We start from the raw sequence: 2,537 nt of genomic DNA on the forward strand, positions 1-2,537 counted from the left end.
CTGCAGGGCCGGCGCGAGCGGCGGCACGCGGCAGCAATGCGGCGGAGAGCCGCTGGTCGCGCAGCGGCAGGCCGGCGGACAGACTGTTGCGACTCACCGAGCAGCCATGCAGGCGACAGAGGATCAGCAGTCCGTCGAGCAGGGGATCGTCATGGCTCAGGCGCGGATCGCCCGGCGCGGGTGTGCTGCGCTCCTGGATGATCATGGTCACGCTACTTCCTCCCGGGCCGGGCCGATCCGCGAAGGCGGCACCCGGCGAACACTTGCAGGTGTTCGCCGGACGTCGCCGGCCGTCGGGTTCTCCGTGCCCTGTCGTATCGCTTCACGACCGTCGCCCCGACGCCGGGCGGCGCGGGGCAGGGTGACGGACGCATGCGATTTTCTTATTTCAGGTCAGGCAGGCGTGCCTCGTTCTTCACATCCGACAGGGCCACGGCCTCGTGCGGCGCCACGACGTGCTGGGAGCGCAACAGCCCGCCCATGCTGCCGAGCACGCGGTACATCGAGTATTCCTCGGTGTAGCGCACGTCGACGTAGCGGCGGTTGGCGGTGAACAGTTCGTTCTCGCTGTCCAGCAGGTCGAGCAGGGTGCGCTGGCCGAGGGTGAACTGCTGCTGGTACGCCTCGCGCACCTTGCGGGTGTAGTCGGCGTATTCGCGCGCCGGCTGGGTCTGCTTCTTGGCGTTTTCCATCGCATCCCAGGCCAGCGCGAGGTTCTCGTTGAGCAACCGCAGCGCGTTGTTGCGGATGTCCTGGGCCTCGTTGATCTGGTGCGAGGTGGCGTTCAGGTGGGCCTTGTCGCGCATCCCGTTGAACAGGTTGTAGCGCATCACCACCTGGGCTTCCCAGCTGTTGTAATGGCCTTCGTCGCCGTCGACGTTGTTGTTGGCCGCCTTGGCCAGCTCGGCGTCGAAGCGCGGGTAGAAGGGCGCCTTGGCGGCCTCGTACTGGGCTTCGGCGGCGTTGACGTCGGCCTGCGCCGATTTCAGCAGCGGGTTTTCATTGAGCATGCCCTGGCGCGCGGCGAGCAGATCCGCCGGGACTTCGGCCTTCACGGTGGAAGGCGCCTCCAGTTGGTCGGGCATGCGGCCGGTGGCGCTATAGAAGCTGGCCTCGGCATCGGCGAGGTTGACCTCCTCGGTGTAGAGGTTGTTCTGCGCCAGGGCCAGACGGGCGATGGCTTGGTCGTTGTCGGCGGTGCTGCCGACGCCGCGCTCGCTGCGCAGGCGGATCTGGTCGCCGATGCGTTCGTGGGCCTGCAGGTTGTTCTTCGCCAGCGCGACCATCTCGCGGCGCTTGAGTACATCGAGGTAGACCTCGACGGTGCGCAGGGCGGCGGTCTCGGACGTTCCGAGGATGCGGAACGCCTTGGCGTTGACGTTGGACTCGTTGCGCTTGACCTCGTTGGGGGTGCCGAAGCCGTCGAACAGCATCTGCCGCAGACGGATCTCCGCATCGCCGCGGGTCAGGGTCTCATCGTGGTGGTTACCCGCCGCGCGGGTGCTGGGGCTGTCGGTGTTCTCGCGGCCATAGCCCGCGACAAGATCGACGGTCGGCAGGTAGCCGCCCCTGGCGAATTTGAGCTCTTCGTCCGCGGTGAGGCGGCTGTTTACGCTCTGGCTGATTTCCGGGTGGTATTGCAGCGTGCTTTGTATAGCTTCGGTCAGCGTCATGGCTTGCCCATGAGCCCCTGACACCGCCAAAAATACACCGCTCCATAGTGCCGCGTTACGACTGCGCATGGCTTTGCTCCTGGTGTTCTCGTCCTGCGATGCTCTTAGATCGCCAATTTATTGGCTTTTTTCTCTTATCAAGCGTTTCACGCCTGTAACATCAGAGCTAAGAACAACTTTTCAAAAAGCTCAGAAGAATTTTTCACAAGTGTTATTCGGAAAAAATCTTATGAGGCCTGTGAAAAGCAGCACATTGTTTGAGCGTGCAAGCCCTCGTGTTTCCTGGGTATGGGCCGGAGAAGGCGCTTGCAGAAAAAGCCAGGTACGGTTTGTAGCAGTAAGGGCGGGGACCACTGCAGAAGGACAGAAAACGCGTGGCCAGCATGACAAAAAATTGTCGCTGGCTTTTTGATGCAAAAGCGCTAGCAGTCCTTTTTGCTCCCTTCGCAACTTTCTTCGCAGCATCCGGATACAAGCGTGCCGTGGCCTGTTTCGGTCAATTGCGCGCCGGTGGAACCGGCCGCGAGATGTGCAGCGGAGGAAGGACTCATGGCTACTTTGATGGGTGTCGTCAGCAAGGTAATCGGCGAAGTGTTTGCGGTAGCCGCCGATGGATCGCGTCGTCCTTTGGAACAGGGAGACAAGGTTTTTGTCGGTGAGCAACTGGTCACCGGCGCCAATGGCGCGGTCGCGCTGAAGGTCGCCGGCGGCGGCGAGATCACCCTGGGCCGCGACAGTGCCTTGCCGCTGACTTCGCAGATGCTCGCCGCCGCGCATCAGGCGGAACAGGGCGACCAGGCAGTCGCCCAGCAGCAGCCGGCGACGCCGACCAAACAGGACGTCACCGACGTCAAGGCCCTGCAG

Annotated in this window: 4 protein-coding genes; 2 read left to right on the top strand and 2 right to left on the bottom strand. The window is 63.2% G+C overall.

Features of this window, described 5'->3' with window-relative positions:
- Together ACCC94_RS29200 and ACCC94_RS29205 are read right to left on the bottom strand one after the other, a co-directional pair.
- Window positions 1-205: hypothetical protein (locus tag ACCC94_RS29200; protein WP_413353073.1), on the bottom strand; the 205-nt coding region annotated here is incomplete at its 3' end.
- A gap of 178 nt (window positions 206-383) precedes the next feature.
- Complete coding sequence (locus ACCC94_RS29205; RefSeq protein ID WP_413353070.1) at window positions 384-1,673, bottom strand: TolC family outer membrane protein; 1,290 nt, start codon at window positions 1,671-1,673, stop codon at window positions 384-386.
- 67 nt (window positions 1,674-1,740) lie between these two features.
- Here ACCC94_RS29205 and ACCC94_RS29210 point away from each other — a divergent pair, with 67 nt between their 5' ends.
- Window positions 1,741-2,085, top strand: a complete 345-nt coding sequence (locus ACCC94_RS29210; RefSeq protein ID WP_413353071.1) for a hypothetical protein — start codon at window positions 1,741-1,743, stop codon at window positions 2,083-2,085.
- Window positions 2,086-2,222: 137 nt separating this feature from the next.
- Window positions 2,223-2,537 (top strand): retention module-containing protein (locus ACCC94_RS29215; RefSeq protein WP_413353072.1); only part of this gene is annotated, 315 nt, incomplete at its 3' end.

The organism is Pseudomonas sp. Pseusp97 (assembly GCF_047304025.1).
In the GTDB taxonomy this organism is placed as follows: Bacteria; Pseudomonadota; Gammaproteobacteria; order Pseudomonadales; family Pseudomonadaceae; genus Pseudomonas.

What these genes read in the sequence shown, in the direction of transcription:
- ACCC94_RS29205 (WP_413353070.1), bottom strand. Translation starts at nt 1,673, where the DNA reads ATGACGCTGACCGAAGCTATACAAAGCACGCTGCAATACCACCCGGAA.
- ACCC94_RS29210 (WP_413353071.1), top strand. Translation starts at nt 1,741, where the DNA reads ATGGCTTTGCTCCTGGTGTTCTCGTCCTGCGATGCTCTTAGATCGCCA.